11 protein-coding genes are annotated in these 13,188 nt (G+C 74.3%); 2 read left to right on the top strand and 9 right to left on the bottom strand.

Annotated features, from left to right (window positions below):
- Positions 1–107: 107 nt before the first annotated feature.
- From IPT68_RS05060 to IPT68_RS05030, 7 genes are all read right to left on the bottom strand, one after another.
- Entirely contained in the window at positions 108–1,379 is a 1,272-nt protein-coding gene (locus tag IPT68_RS05060) for a glycosyltransferase (RefSeq protein WP_189697249.1), read from the bottom strand.
- Positions 1,376–2,341: a glycosyltransferase gene (locus IPT68_RS05055; RefSeq protein WP_189697250.1), complete on the bottom strand. Its 966-nt coding sequence runs from the start codon at positions 2,339–2,341 to the stop codon at positions 1,376–1,378. Before IPT68_RS05055 ends, IPT68_RS05060 begins: the two co-directional genes overlap by 4 nt.
- Positions 2,338–3,504: a glycosyltransferase family 9 protein gene (locus IPT68_RS05050; protein WP_189697251.1), complete on the bottom strand. Its 1,167-nt coding sequence runs from the start codon at positions 3,502–3,504 to the stop codon at positions 2,338–2,340. The genes IPT68_RS05055 and IPT68_RS05050 overlap by 4 nt, the downstream gene beginning before the upstream one ends.
- Positions 3,501–4,127 (bottom strand): HAD family hydrolase, encoded by a 627-nt coding sequence (locus IPT68_RS05045; protein ID WP_189697252.1) that lies wholly within the window; start codon positions 4,125–4,127, stop codon positions 3,501–3,503. Before IPT68_RS05045 ends, IPT68_RS05050 begins: the two co-directional genes overlap by 4 nt.
- Positions 4,124–5,209: a glycosyltransferase family 2 protein gene (locus IPT68_RS05040; protein ID WP_189697253.1), complete on the bottom strand. Its 1,086-nt coding sequence runs from the start codon at positions 5,207–5,209 to the stop codon at positions 4,124–4,126. Before IPT68_RS05040 ends, IPT68_RS05045 begins: the two co-directional genes overlap by 4 nt.
- 160 nt (positions 5,210–5,369) lie before the next feature.
- Positions 5,370–7,034: a carbamoyltransferase family protein gene (locus IPT68_RS05035; protein WP_189697254.1), complete on the bottom strand. Its 1,665-nt coding sequence runs from the start codon at positions 7,032–7,034 to the stop codon at positions 5,370–5,372.
- Positions 7,035–7,424: 390 nt separating this feature from the next.
- Complete coding sequence (locus IPT68_RS05030; protein ID WP_189697255.1) at positions 7,425–8,390, bottom strand: NAD-dependent epimerase/dehydratase family protein; 966 nt, start codon at positions 8,388–8,390, stop codon at positions 7,425–7,427.
- A 557-nt stretch (positions 8,391–8,947) separates the two neighbouring features.
- Here IPT68_RS05030 and IPT68_RS05025 point away from each other — a divergent pair.
- Both IPT68_RS05025 and IPT68_RS05020 read left to right on the top strand, forming a co-directional pair.
- Positions 8,948–10,177, top strand: a complete 1,230-nt coding sequence (locus tag IPT68_RS05025; protein ID WP_189697256.1) for a polysaccharide pyruvyl transferase family protein — start codon at positions 8,948–8,950, stop codon at positions 10,175–10,177.
- A 51-nt stretch (positions 10,178–10,228) separates the two neighbouring features.
- Positions 10,229–11,680 carry an FAD-dependent oxidoreductase gene (locus IPT68_RS05020; protein ID WP_189697257.1) on the top strand — a complete coding sequence of 484 codons (1,452 nt, stop codon included), beginning with the start codon at positions 10,229–10,231 and terminating at the stop codon, positions 11,678–11,680.
- 139 nt (positions 11,681–11,819) lie between these two features.
- On the opposite strand, the gene IPT68_RS33850 is transcribed toward IPT68_RS05020, so the two are convergent.
- Together IPT68_RS33850 and IPT68_RS05010 are read right to left on the bottom strand one after the other, a co-directional pair.
- The gene (locus IPT68_RS33850; RefSeq protein ID WP_228040270.1) at positions 11,820–11,984 is read right to left on the bottom strand and encodes a hypothetical protein; all 165 of its coding nucleotides are present in this window, start codon (positions 11,982–11,984) and stop codon (positions 11,820–11,822) included.
- 397 nt (positions 11,985–12,381) lie between these two features.
- On the bottom strand, positions 12,382–12,981 hold the full coding sequence (locus IPT68_RS05010) for an N-acetylmuramoyl-L-alanine amidase (RefSeq protein ID WP_189697419.1): 600 nt from the start codon (positions 12,979–12,981) through the stop codon (positions 12,382–12,384).
- Positions 12,982–13,188: the final 207 nt, after the last annotated feature.

The following is a 13,188-nucleotide window of genomic DNA, read 5'->3' as shown; positions in this document are numbered from 1 at the left end:
CGCGACGGCGGCCGGACCCGCACCTCCTTCGGGCGTCGGTGCTGGGCGGTGGGTCGGAACGCTGTCGAAGGCCGGGCGGGCCGCCCGGGCCGGCGGGCGTCGATGGCTCACACCACCTCCGTCACGGCGTGGCGGGCGTCCAGGACGGCGCAGTACGCCGCCTCCGTCTCGGCCGCGACTCGGTTCCAGCCGTAGCGGCGCAGCACACGCCGGCGTCCGGCCGCGCCGCACGCCGCCCGTACCTCGGGCCGGGCCAGCAGGTCGGCGACGGCACGGGCGAGCGCCTCGGGGTCCCGGGGCGGCACGAGCCGTCCGGTGGCCGGGTCGGCGACGGTGTCGAGGTGGCCGCCCACCGCGCTGGCGACGACCGGCCGGCCGCAGGCCATCGCCTCCAGCGGCACGATGCCGAAGGGCTCGTAGTCGGCCGGACACAGCACCACGTCGGAGCTGCGCAGCAGCGCGGGCACCTGGCGGCTGGACACCCCGCCGGTGAAGTGGACCCGGTCGCCGACGCCGGCCCGGTGGGCGAGGGCGCGCAGGCGCCGTACCTCGGGATCCTCGCCGAGCCGGTCCTTCGGTGGGCCGCCGACGACGAGGAGTTCGGTGTCCGGCAGCCGGGTCAGCGCGTCGATGGAGACGGCCGCGCCCTTGCGGGGGACGAGCCGGCCCAGCTGCAGCAGCCGGTAGCGCTGGGTGCGGCGCCCGGCGGCCGGTCCCCGGGGGGTGAACAGCTCGGTGTCGACGCCGCACGGCACGACGCTGACCTTGTCGGCGGGGATGCCCATCCGGGACAGCTCCAGCATCTCGTCGCGGCAGGTGGCCACGACCCGGTCGCACCCGAGGCCGACGTCCGTCTCGTGGTCGATCCGCTGCGGCGGGCTGGTGTCGGCGAGCTGCTGGTGGCGCCGCTTCACCGTGCCCAGCGCGTGGTAGGTGTGCAGCAGCGGCAGGTCCAGCGGGCCCACCGCGCGCAGGGAGGTGAGTCCCGACATCCAGAAGTGCGAGTGCACGACGTCGGGCCTCCCGGACCGCCAGACGCGGGTCAGGTGGCGGGCGAAGTCGTGCATGTGAGGCAGCAGTTCGTCCTTGGGGATCGGCTCCGGCGGCCCGGCCGGCACGTGGTGCACGTCCACGCCGTCGCGCAGGGGCACGGTGTCCGGCAGGTCGGGGTCGTCGCGGCGGGTGTGCACGGTCACCCGGTGGCCCCGGTCGGCCAGCGCGCTCGCGAGGCAGGCGACGTGCACGTTCTGCCCGCCCGCGTCGACTCCGCCCAGCACGGCCAGCGGGCTCGCGTGCTCGGAGACGAGCGCGACGGACAGGGATCCCGGCCCGTCGCCGTCGAGGTGGGTGTGCACCAGGGATCCGATTGATGACGTCATGAGCGCACCTCCGTCAACAGGCGCTCCCAGTCGTCCAAGAAGCGCTTGAGCCCGTACCGTTCCAGGGCCGCCTGGCGCGCCCGTGCGCCGTCCTCGGCGGCGGCCTCGGGCTCTTCGAGGTAGCGCCGGGCGGCCCGGGCCAGCACCTCGGGGCGGGTGGACAGCGTGCCCGCGTCCGGCGGGACCGCCTCGACCACCTCCGTGGTGGCGAGCGCCACGACCGGCATGCCCAGGTGCATGGCCTCCAGCAGCGCCAGGCCGAGGGACGTCCAGCGCACCGGGTGCAGGTACAACCGGCGTTCGGCCATGGCAGGGTGCAGCTCGCCCTGCGGCAGATCGGCGGAGCGGCAGCGTTCCTCGGGCAGGCCGAGGTGGTCGGCGAGACCTTCGGTGCGCATGCCGAAGACGTCCAGCGGCGCCGCGCGGGCCAGTTCGGGCAGCAGGTCGGTACCGGTGCAACGGGCTCGGCGCACGGGCTCGTTGACGACGACGGCCGCCCGCGGGAGGCGGCCGGTGTAGCGGTGGCCCGGGTCGACGATGCCGTGCTCGATCACCACGGTGCGGGTGCCGCCGCAGTCCCAGAACAGGCGGTTGAAGGGGGTGACGTGCACCAGCGTCAGGTCGTCGCGGTCGGCGAACGGGTGCCGGGTCGTGGGCACGTCGCCGTCCGGCGCGTTGTGCTCCAGGTAGACGGCGGGCAGGTCACGGCCGGGGCGCCGGCCGCCCAGCCAGCGTTCGGCGAGCTGCAGCTCGTGCGGGCGCTGGAGGACCACCAGGTCCACCTCCGCGTCCCGCAGCTGGGCGGGCGTCAGTTCCCTTACCGTCGCGGGCCAGGTGTACGTGCGGGCACGGCCCAGTCCGTCCGCGTCGCGGTCGGGGGTGACAGGAACGAGGTAGGTGTGCGGTCCCTGGACGAACGCCGTGGTCCAGGAGCCGTGCACATGCCACAACAGAATGTTCATTTGGTCGCTCCTCGTTCCGTTCCGGCCCGGCCGCCCGGTCCGTACGGGGCGGCGGGCCCGGACGACGGGCCCTGGTCCACTACGGGGCCTGTCCGCTTCGTCTTCCTTGTCTGCATGAAGTCATTCATCCCAACTGGTCGGTTCGCGCAGAGCGCGGTCACCGCGGCCTGCACTTCCGCGTCCCCGATCCGGTCGAGACACGGGTGGCCGGGCGTGGGGCAGTTGCGCGCCCTGGTGCCCGCGCACACCGCCTCCTGGTCGCCCAGCAGTACATGCGGCACCCCGTACGGCCGCCAGCGCTCCGCCGGCACCACCGGCGCGAACAGGGACACCACCGGAGTGCCCACGGCCGCCGCCAGATGCGCCGGCCCGGTGTTCCCCACCACCGCGACCCGCGCCGCGGCGAGCACGCCGGCCAGCTGCTCCAGATCGGTGAGCCCGCCCAGGTCCACGGCGTGCGTCCCGGCCACCCGGGCGGTCAGCTCCCGCTCCCCGGGGCCGCCGGTGACCACGAGGCGGTACCCGGCGGCGGACAGCGCGGCCGAGGCCCTGACCGCCCGCTCGGGGCTCCATGCCCGCGCGGGCACGGCGGCGCCGGGATGCAGCACCACGTACGGCTCGGACCCGGTCAGGTGGGTCATGTCCGGCGGCGGCGCGATGCGCAGCGCCCCGTCGTCGTCCGGCGGCAGCGCGTACCCCGCGTCGCGGGCCAGGTCCAGGGCCGCGAGCACCTCGTGCCGGTGCTGCTGCCGGTGGTGGCGCAGGTCGAGCAGGGCACCCGGGTAGTCCTCGCTGTCGGCGGCCGTCCAGCCGACCCCCGCCAGCTTCAGCAGCAGCGCCGCGGGCAACGGGCTCTGGTGGTACGACGCCAGCACCAGGGCCCGGTCGAAGCGACGGGCCGTCAGCGTGTCCAGCAGTTTCCGGGTCGCCTGCCGGGAGACCGGCGCCGGCTCCAGGCCCACCCATGGAGCGTCGTGCACCAGCACCTCGTCCACGCCCGGCAACAGCCGTCCCGCGCCGGCCCCCTGCGGCCCGCACAGCAGCGCCGTGTACGACGAACCCGCGGCCACGGCCCGCACGGCGGGACCGGCCAGCAGGACGTCGCCGGCGCTGTCCAGGCGGACGACCAGCGAGCGGGGCAGGGTTCGGGAATCGGCCGTCATGACTCTCCCGGGACGAGGTCGGGCGCCGGGGTCAGCGCCAGGTGGACCGCCGTGCGCAGGTCGGGAGCGGTGGTTTCGGCGTGCGCGGTCTCCTCGGGGCGGGTCACCGGCGTCGGCACCAGCACGCCCCGGGCGCCGGCGGCGCGGGCGGCGGTCACGTCGGCCCCGATGTCGCCGATGACGACCGTGCGCCCGGCGGGGGCGCCCAGCCGTGCGCACGCGGCCAGCACCAGGCCCGGCGCGGGCTTGCGGCAGCCGCAGCCGTCGTCCGGGCCGTGCGGGCACACCGCCCACACCGCGAACGGGCCGAGCAGCTCCTCCACCCGCCGCCGCACCGCGGCGACCTGACCGTAGGTCAACACACCGCGGGCGACGCCCGACTGATTGCTCACCACGCCGACCGGGATGCCCCGCGCCCGGACCGCCGCCACGGCCTCGCGTGCCGTCGGCATCGGCACGACCCGCGCCGGGTCGCCGTTGTACGGGACGTCGACGACGAGGGTGCCGTCCCGGTCGAACAGGACGGCCGCCGGGAAGCCGTCGGGCACGTCCTGCGGGGGACCGTCGAACAGCCACGGTCCCGGTCCCGGGCCCGGCCGGCGGGGCGTCGTGAGCGGTGTCACGAGGGCACCCGCTCCCGGTCCGGTGCCCGAGGGGAACGCGGCGGCTCGCCCGGCCCGTGGGCGGTGACGGGCTCGGTGTTCCGGTGGGCCACCTGGCCGCGCAGCCAGTGCCACACGGCGGCGGGCGGGACGGCGACGCTGGTCACGGCCATCGTGACGACCTCGTCCCGGGTGCGCGGCCCCGGCCCGATGCGGGCCAGCGCGAACTCGGCCGTCCCGGCCAGCCACAGCCCGGCGCACGCGGTGGCCGCCCGCCGCCGGCCCAGGGCCGCGCAGGCCAGAGCCGTCACCGCCGCTGCGGTCACCGCCAGATGCGCGGGCAGCCGGCCGCGCGGCGCGCCCGCCCGACTCCACCAGGTCCTGCCGTGCAGCCGGGTCATCAGCACGTCGTCCGCGTTGCCCGCCTGCAGCCGCACCGAGACCCAGCGGTCGGCGGGCCGCACCGGGTGCGTCGTACGGCGGTCCCCGGCCGTCACCGTCCAGCCGGCCGCGATGACCCGCAGGGCGAGGTCGGCGTCCTCCCGGAAGGCGCGCCGGAAGCGTTCGTCGAATCCGCCGACCGCCTCCAGAGCCGTCCTGCGGTAGGCCATGTCGGCGGTGATCCAGCGGGCGGTGGCGAGCCCGGCGGTGTTGCGTTCCCAGTCCGTGGGGCGGCGGTCCGGCGGCAGCGGGACGTCGATCCGCGCCGTGACCGCGCCCGTCCGGTACGTCGCCCCGGCCAGGTCGAGAGCCAGGTCCTCGGCCCAGGAGGGGCTGGGCAGCACGTCGTCGTCCAGGAAGACGATCCAGGGCACGCGTCCGGCTGCCCGCCATCCGGCGTTGCGGGCGGCCGCGGGACCCCGGGCGCCGCCGCGGACGACCGTGGTGAGCGGGCGCAACTGCTCGGGAATCTCGTCCGTGAGCGCTGCCACCGAGGCGTCCGGGCGGTCGTCGACGAGGACCAGGCGCACCGGGCGGGGACCGCCGGACCGGGCCAGGGCGCGCAGGCAGGCGGCCAGGCTGGGGCGGCCCAGCGTGGGGATCACCACCGCGTAGGCGTCCTCGGCGTACTCGGTGCCGTCCGGCGCTGCTGCCTCGGTCATCGGTGCCTCCCGGGGGCGCGTACGGCAAGGGTGAAGGGGGTGCAGGGGTGGCAGGGGCTGTGGGGTGCGGCGTGGGCGGCGGACCGGGGCGTGGGGCGGGACGTCGCGCGGGTCGCGTTCTCCGTCACGGGGTGCGCCCTCCGAGTCGTGTGCTCCCGCATCAGGCCGCCCTCCCGTCGCCGCCGGCGCGGAAGAGGTCGCCGCGCCGGATCGCGTACGGACCGATGGCGAGCAGGTCCACCGGCGAGGAGCCGAAGCACTCCAGGGCGTCGCGCGGATCGTCGACCATCGGCCGGCCGGCCGTGTTGAGGCTGGTGTTGACCACCACCGGCAGTCCCGTGCGCCGCTCGAAGGCGCCCAGCATGCGGGCGACCAGCGGCTCCCGCGCCGGATCCACGGTCTGGATGCGGGCCGTGCCGTCGACGTGCACCACCGCCGGGATGCGCTCCCGCCAGGACTCGGCCACGTCGTGCACGAACAGCATGTACGGGCTGGGCAGCGGCCCGTCGAAGATCTCGGCGGCCCGGTCGGCCAGCACCATGGGCGCCACCGGCCGGAACTGCTCGCGGCCCTTCACGTCGTTCAGCCGTTCGAGATTGCCCGCGTGCCCGGGATGCGCCAGCAGCGAGCGGTGGCCGAGCGCCCGGGGACCGTACTCGGCACGCCCCTGGAACCAGGCGACGACGGCGTTGTCCGCGAGGGCCTGCGCCACCGTCTCCGCTATGTCCACGGGCCGATCGAACGGCACGGCCGCCGTCTTCAGCCACGCGCCCAGCTCCGCGTCGGTCCAGTCCCGGCCCAGGTCGGCGCCCGACATCGGCTCCGGCGCGTCCCCCGCGCCCGCCGCCAGCAGCAGCGCACCGCCCAGCGCCGTGCCCGCGTCACCGGCCGCCGGCTGCACCCACACCTGCGAGAAGGGGCCCTCGCGGGCGATCCGGGAGTTGGCGACACAGTTCAGCGCCACGCCCCCGGCGAGGGTCAGCACGCCGTGGTGGGTCCGGCCGTGCAGCCAGCGGACCAGGTCGAGCAGCGTCTCCTCCAGCACGGCCTGCGCGCTCGCGGCCACGTCCGCGTGCTCCTGCGTCCACGGCTCGTCCGCGCCGCGCCGCGGGCAGAACTCGTGCCAGGGGACGCCGGTCGCGTGGAACCCGCCGTCTCCGGTGGGGTACACGTACCGGCGCAGCTCCGCCAGCATCCGCGGCCTGCCGTGCGAGGCCAGCGCCATCACCTTGAACTCGTCCGACGAGTGCAGGAAGCCGAGATGGTCGGTCAGCTCCTCGTAGACCAGGCCGAGGGAGTGCGGCAGTTCCTGCGCGTGCAGCGCCTCCAGCCGGTCCCCGACCCGCCGCGCCGCCAGGTGCGAGGCCCGTTCCCCGCGGCCGTCCAGGACCAGGACGGAGGAGTCCGCGGCGTCGGGCGCGGCGAAGGCGCTCGACGCGGCGTGCGCCATGTGATGGGGGACGAAGCGGACCTTGTCGGCGGTGAGTCCCGGCAGCGCGGCCGCCAGGAAGCCGGGGGCCTCACGGGCGTAGGTCTGCCGCAGGTGGTCCCAGGGGTCGTCCAGGCCCATCGCCTCGGCGGGCCGGGCGAGCTGAGGGTCGTAGGAGTAGGCGACCGCGTCGAGGTCCTGCGGACGCAGGCCGGCCCGGCGCAGGCACCATGCGGCGGCCTTCTCCGGCAGCTCCCAGGCGGAGAACGGAACCGGCCGCTTGCCGTGCTTGCGGCGTGAGAACCGCTCCTCCTCGGCGGCGGCCACGGTGCGGCCGTCGATCACCAGGGCGGCGGCGGGATCGTGGAAGAGGGCGTTGATTCCGAGGATGCGCATGGGGGTCCCGGGGTGTGCGGTGGGGTGTGGGGGTCAGGAGTGGGGCGTCGCGGTCGGCGGGGTCGGTGGGTTCGGGGGAGTGGGGATGTCGGCCTGGTGAGTGGGGCGTCGGGGGAGCCGGGGGGGTCGGCCGGGCGAGGGAGGCCCGGCGGGCTGCGGGGATGGGCGGGGTTGGGAGGCCGCGGGGAGCGGGGCGTCGGCGGGGCGGCGGACCTTCGCCGAGGTGATCCGTCTCCAGCCGCTCCGCTCGGCGGGCGGTCCAGTGGGCCGCGTTTCACCTGACGGCGTTCCACTCGGCGGCGTTCCACCGGGCGGATCTCCGCTCGGCGGCGTTCCGCCCGGGCCGTTCGCCCTGGGGCGTTCCGGCGCCCGCCGGGCGGCCGGTGCGCCTCAGCGTTCGCCGGCCGTGGTGCGGAACCACTCGATCGTGCGGCGCAGGCCTTCCTCCGCGTCCACCTCGGGCTCCCAGCCGAGCTTGTCGCGGGCCAGCGTGATGTCGGGGCAGCGGATCGCCGGGTCGTCGGTCGGCCGTTCGATGAAGCGGACCTCCGAGGAGGAGTCGGCCAGCCGGACGACCAGTCGGGCGAGGTCCAGCATGGTGATCTCGCCCGGATTGCCGATGTTCACCGGGCCGCGCATGCCGTGCGCCGCCGCCGCGAGGATGCCCCGGACGGTGTCGTCGACGTAGCACAGCGACCGCGTCTGGCGGCCGTCGCCGGTGACCGTGAGAGGTTCGCCGTCCAGCGCCTGGCGGACGAAGGTCGGTACCGCCCGGCCGTCATGGCCGCGCATCCGCGGGCCGTAGGTGTTGAACAGCCGCACGATGCACGTGTCGGTGCCCTCCGCCTCCGCGTGCGCCGTGGTGAGCGCCTCGCCGAACCGCTTGGCCTCGTCGTACACACTGCGCGGTCCGACCGGGTTGACGTTCCCCCAGTACCGCTCGTCCTGCGGGTTCTGCTGCGGGTCGCCGTACACCTCGGACGTCGACGCGAGCACGAAGCGTGCGCCGTGGTCATGGGCGAGTTCCAGGGCGTGGCGGGTGCCGAGGCTGCCGGTCTCCATCGTGTGCAGGGGCAGCCGCAGATAGTCGGCAGGGGACGCGGGGGAGGCGAAGTGCAGGACGAGATCGGGGGGCTGCTTGACGGGCAGTTGTTCGGCGACGTTCGCGTGCACCAGCGTGAACCCGGGGCGGTCGAGCAGCGGGGAGACGTTCTCGGGCCGGCCGGTACTGAAGTCGTCCACGCAGGTGACCGCCGCGCCGGAGTCCAGCAGGGCGGCGCACAGGTGCGAGCCGACGAAGCCCGCGCCGCCGGTGACGACGGCGTGTTCCCAGGTACGTGACGATGCGCTGGTCATTCAGGTCTCCTCTGCACATGACGACGACGGCCTGTCGGATGCCTGGCGCCGATCGGGGACCCTGGTAGTCGCTGTGTCGACCCCGCTTTCTCCGTCTTCTCTCCGACGCCGGGCGTGGGCGCCGAGAGAGCGCCCAGTACCCAGATCAGCGTCCTCCGTCCGGGCCCGGGTGGCTCGGAGGCGTACGGCATACGGGTGACGCACGCAGCGTGAGGCCCTCGACGCGCGAGGCCGGAGAGACTCGGGCCATGGCATGACACGCCGGTCTGCCCACCGGACGGGACCCAACCACCGGGATCCCGAAACCCCGGTGCCGCCGGGTGGCCCCGCGCTGCGATGGTGGGGGGACCGAACCCGTGAAAGGATGACGCTGCCTTGTCGGAACGTACCTGGTCGGGGGTTTCTCCCCGCCTGGGGGTTTCCCGTGCGCGGGTCGGGCAACCCGAGCCCGGCCCGGTGGCAGCGGCCCACGAAGCTTCGACCCGACCCCCGCCGCGCCCGCGCGGATGTCCCGGTCCCCCCCGTACCGCACGTCAGCTCCTGAACAGGAGTTCCGGATGACCACCATCACACAGACTCGCCGGTCCGCCGGGCCGGGCCCGCGCATCGGCCTGCTCGGCTCGTACGGCGGCTTCAACCTCGGCGACGAGGCCATCCTGACCTGCGTCCTCGGCTGCCTGCGGGCCCATCGCCCGCAGGCACGGCTCGTCGTCTTCAGCCGGAACGCCGAGCACACCCGCACCCACCAGCTCGCCGCCGACGAGGTGGTCGACTGGGAGGGAGTCCCGCAGAAACAGATCCTCGACGTGCTGTCGGGCCTGGACCTGCTGGTGCTCGGCGGCGGCGGCATCCTCTACGACGGTGAGGCCCGCCGCTATCTGCGCCTGGTGGGCGCGGCCCAGGCCCGGGGGGTACGCACCTTCGCGTACGCCGTCGGGGCGGGCCCGCTGCGCGAGGCGGAGGACCGGGAGGCGGTCCGCGCCGTGCTGTCGGCGATGGACGAGGTCGTCGTGCGTGACGAGGAGTCCCGGCTGGTGCTGGAGGAGGCCGGGCTCGACCGGGACGTCGTCGTGACGGCCGATCCGGCGTTGCTGCTGCCGCCGGAGCCCTTCACCGACCAGATGATGCGGCAGGAGGGCATTCCCGCAGACACCCGGCTGGTGGGCATGTCGGTCCGGGAACCGGGCCGGGCGGCGGAGAAGCTCGACGAGAGCGACTACCACGCCCTGCTCGCCGACGTCGCCGACTTCCTGGTACGGCGCCTGGAGGCCCACGTGGTCTTCGTGCCGATGGAACGCCAGGACGTCCACCACGCGCACGGCGTGCTCTCCCGCATGACCGCACCCGACCGGGGGCGCATCCTGCACAGCGTCTACAGCCCCGGCCAGGTTCTCGGTTTCATGAACCACCTCGATCTCGCCGTCGGTATGCGCCTGCACTTCGTGATCTTCGCCGCGCTCTCCGGGCTGCCGGTGCTGCCGCTGCCGTACTCCGGCAAGGTCTTCGACTTCTCCCGCCGTATCGGGGCGCCGGCGCTGGTCGGTGTGGCACGCGAGCAGGCCGGGCTGATGCTGGCGGAGGTGGACCGGCTGTGGGACGAGTTCCCGCAGCGCCGTGACGATCTCGACGCGCGCGTGCAGGCGTTGCGGGGAGCCGCCCGGGAGACCTGCGTCCGGTGCGCGGTGGTCCTCGACTCCCTGGACGAGCGGAACGAGGCCGTTTCCGTGCCGGACACCGAACGACCGGGCCTGCACCTGCTGCGGCCGGGTACCGGAACGGTGAACTGACGCCCGCCGGGACGCCCGGCGCCTTCGGCACACGTCCGACGGGAAGAACCGATGCCGATCCTGCAACGACCTCCACAGCCACGGACCGTCACCCTGCCCCCGCGCGACGCCCACCACGGCGGCCGGACGGAGGTCCTGGTCGTCGGGGGAGGCCCGGCCGGGACCGCCGCCGCGTACGCCGCTGCCGACGCCGGCGCCGACGTGGTCCTGGTGGAGCGGTACGGCTTCCTGGGCGGCAATGCCACCGTGGCGCTCGTCATGCCCCTGATGTCCTTCCACAACGAGCAGAAGCAGGCCGTCTTCGCCGCGCCCGGTGAGGAAGGCGAGGAACTGCTCCCCAACGACCACGGCGAGGGCGAGGCCGTCGTCGCCGGGTTCCTGTGGCGGCTGCTGGACCGGCTGAACGAGCGCGGCGGCTGCATCCCGCCCTCCCTCAAGACCGGCTACACCGTGCCCTTCGACCCGGAGATCTACAAGCTCGTCCTCCTCGACCTGCTCGACGAGGCCGGCGTCCGCATGCTCTTCCACTCCTTCGCGTCCACCGCCCTGCCCCTCGACAAGGGCTGGCGAGTCGTCTTCGAGACCAAGTCCGGGCCGGTGGTGATCGACGCCGATGTCGTCGTCGACGGCACGGGTGACGGTGACGTGGCCGCCGCCTGCGGAGCGCCGAGCGAGATCGGCCGGCCCGAGGACGGGCTGGTGCAGCCGATGACGCTCATGTTCCGCGTCGTCGACTTCCTGCGGCCGAAGTTCGCCGAGTACGTCCACGACCACCCCGACCAGTGGCGGGGCGTGCACGGTCTGTGGGACCTCGTCGAGGAGGCCACCAAGGCGGGCGAACTGGAACTGCCCCGCGAGGACATCCTCTTCTTCGGCACCCCCCGTCCGCGCGAGGTCGCCGTCAACAGCACCCGCATCACCCGTGCCCTCGGCATCGACGTGTGGGACCTGAGCCGCGCCGAGTACAGTGCCCGCCGCCAGCTGGAGCAGATCGACCGCTTCCTGCGCACCCGCGTCCCGGGCTTCGAGGAGTCCTACGTCGCGCAGAGCGGCACCCAGATCGGCGTACGGGAGACCCGGCGCATCCTCGGCGACTACCACCTCACCGGCCACGACATCCTCGGGGCGCGTGCCTTCCCCGACGTCGTCGCGCACGGCGCCTACCCGGTGGACATCCACAACCCCGAGGGCAGCGGTACCATCCTCAAACGCGTCCCCCGCGGCCGCTACTACGACATCCCCCTGCGCTGTCTGCTGCCTCGCGACACGGACCACCTGCTCGTCGCCGGCCGCTGCATCTCCGGTTCCCACGTTGCGCACTCCTCCTATCGCGTGATGCCCATCGCCATGGCGACCGGTCAGGCGGCGGGCGTCTGCGCCGCGTTGGCCAGCCGCATCAACCGCAGCCCCCGGCAGGTGCCGCACGCCCTGGTCCAGCAGGAGCTGGTGCGCCAGGGGGCGCGGCTGCGCCTGGCGACCGGGGCGGCAGCGCAGAGCGGCTGAGGCCGAGGTCTGCGCACGGCGGCTGAGGCGGAGGTCTGTGCACGGCGGCTGAGCCGAAGCTGTGCGCACCGGGGTTGTCTCCGACCGTCGTCCCCGTTCACCGTCTGCCGCTCGTGTGGCGGGGCGGTTCGGTGTCGTCCTACAGATGGTTCTCCCGTCCTGCCCCGTGCTGCGTGGTCGTCAACCAGACCAGCGGCACCGGGGTGGCCGGGCCGCCCCGGTTGCACAGCACGAAGCAGGTGGCACCGCGGCCGGCGCCGATCAGGGACACGCCGCTGCGCCAGACGGTGGGCCGGTCCCGCATCGCACAACGGCCCGGTGGCACGTACAGGGTCCGCGGGCGGCCGTCCTCGGCGCAGGCCGCGCCCAGCGCGTCCACCAGTTCCGCGAACGCCGGCTGGTCGTTGGTGATGCCGTCACCGAGCAGACCCGTGCTCGCCGGCGTCCACCGTCAACGGCATCGACATCGACATGGACAGCTCCTTACTGGAGGGGGCGGGGCAGACGGCAGCCCGGACTGCCGGCCAGTGGCGCCGTGGGGCACCGAGTACCAGTGAGCGGGTGGGCCCCATCATCGGGCGGTCGCCCAGCGCCGGCCCACCGCCGCTCCGTGCCGCACCAGGGGCGGCGGTTCGTGACTGCGCTGCGGGCGCGCCGTCCGGGTCGGACGGACCTGACCTGCCGTATGTAGCGCGTCCGGGTCAGACGGACCTGACCAGCCGTATGTAGCGCGTCCAGTCCCAGTGCGGGCCGGGGTCCGTGTGGTCGGTCCCTGGTATCTCGTAGTGGCCGATGATGTGCGCGCGGTCCCTCGGAATGCCGTACTTCGTGCAGACCGCGGCGGTGAGCGCGGCCGACCGTTCGTACATGGCGTCGGTGAAGTAGCCGGGCTGGTCCACCCAGCCCTCGTGCTCGATGCCGATGCTGCGTGTGTTGTGCTCCCAACTCCCGGCGTGCCAGGCGATGTCCGCCTCGCGGACGCACTGCGCCACATGTCCGTCGGCGGACCGGACGACATAGTGTGCGGACACCTTCTTGCGAGGGTGCTGGAAGACGGCCAGAGTCCCGGAGTAGTCCGTCTGCGTGACGTGGATGACCACCAGGTCGACGGGGTGAGCCGTCGGACGGCTCGCCGCCGTGTAGTTGGCGGGGCTCGCCGGCTGCCACTCGCCGAGCGGGTAGTCGGGAGCAGGCGTCTGGGCACCGGCTCTGGGGCCGGGCAGCAGGGCATAGGGGACGGCCGCGAGGGCGGCGCCCTTGAGGATGCGTCGCCGGGCAGGGAAAGGCCTTGCCCGTTCCACCGAGGTCTCACCCACGACCGACATCGTTCGTCCCCCTCGCATCACCGGTCCCGCACAGCCGACGTCGTCTCCGCACGACGGCTGCGCCTCGCGGTATTCACCGTACGGGGCGCCGCGGTTGGGCCGGAGGCCGTGCCGCCGTTCCGTGGATCACCGCGGCGTTGTGGACAACTCGCTCACCCGATCGGGTGGCGGGTGGCTCTTGGG

The sequence above is a fragment of the Streptomyces chromofuscus genome, assembly GCF_015160875.1.
GTDB lineage: Bacteria > Actinomycetota > Actinomycetes > Streptomycetales > Streptomycetaceae > Streptomyces > Streptomyces chromofuscus.
Note: the sequence above shows the minus strand (reverse complement) of the source record. Positions and strands in the feature narration are given on the sequence as shown.

What these genes read in the sequence shown, in the direction of transcription:
- IPT68_RS05060 (WP_189697249.1), bottom strand. Translation starts at nt 1,379, where the DNA reads ATGACGTCATCAATCGGATCCCTGGTGCACACCCACCTCGACGGCGAC.
- IPT68_RS05055 (WP_189697250.1), bottom strand. Translation starts at nt 2,341, where the DNA reads ATGAACATTCTGTTGTGGCATGTGCACGGCTCCTGGACCACGGCGTTC.
- IPT68_RS05050 (WP_189697251.1), bottom strand. Translation starts at nt 3,504, where the DNA reads ATGACGGCCGATTCCCGAACCCTGCCCCGCTCGCTGGTCGTCCGCCTG.
- IPT68_RS05040 (WP_189697253.1), bottom strand. Translation starts at nt 5,209, where the DNA reads ATGACCGAGGCAGCAGCGCCGGACGGCACCGAGTACGCCGAGGACGCC.
- IPT68_RS05035 (WP_189697254.1), bottom strand. Translation starts at nt 7,034, where the DNA reads ATGCGCATCCTCGGAATCAACGCCCTCTTCCACGATCCCGCCGCCGCC.
- IPT68_RS05030 (WP_189697255.1), bottom strand. Translation starts at nt 8,390, where the DNA reads ATGACCAGCGCATCGTCACGTACCTGGGAACACGCCGTCGTCACCGGC.
- IPT68_RS05025 (WP_189697256.1), top strand. Translation starts at nt 8,948, where the DNA reads ATGACCACCATCACACAGACTCGCCGGTCCGCCGGGCCGGGCCCGCGC.
- IPT68_RS05020 (WP_189697257.1), top strand. Translation starts at nt 10,229, where the DNA reads ATGCCGATCCTGCAACGACCTCCACAGCCACGGACCGTCACCCTGCCC.
- IPT68_RS33850 (WP_228040270.1), bottom strand. Translation starts at nt 11,984, where the DNA reads ATGCGGGACCGGCCCACCGTCTGGCGCAGCGGCGTGTCCCTGATCGGC.